This is a genomic window from Acetobacter sacchari (assembly GCF_017377715.1).
Lineage (GTDB): Bacteria > Pseudomonadota > Alphaproteobacteria > Acetobacterales > Acetobacteraceae > Acetobacter > Acetobacter sacchari.
Genome location: NZ_JAFVMF010000138.1, coordinates 1 through 228, shown reverse-complemented (window position 1 = coordinate 228; position 228 = coordinate 1). Strand labels below are relative to the sequence as shown.

Here is a 228-nt window from a genome sequence, read left to right as displayed (position 1 = left end):
AAGCAAATGTAGGTATAAGTAACGATAAAGGGGGTGAGAAACCCCCTCGCCGAAAGACTAAGGTTTCCTGATCAACGCTAATCGGATCAGGGTTAGTCGGGTCCTAAGGCTCAGCCGAACGGCGAAGTCGATGGCAGAACAGGTTAATATTCCTGTACTACCTTTAGGAGTGATGTGGAGACGGAGCAGTGATAGCGCCGCGGACTGACGGAATAGTCCGTTGAAGGG

General features: G+C 50.9%; 1 rRNA gene. It reads left to right on the top strand.

The features are described from left to right. Window positions 1–228, top strand: a 23S ribosomal RNA gene (locus J2D73_RS20515); the annotation flags it as partial.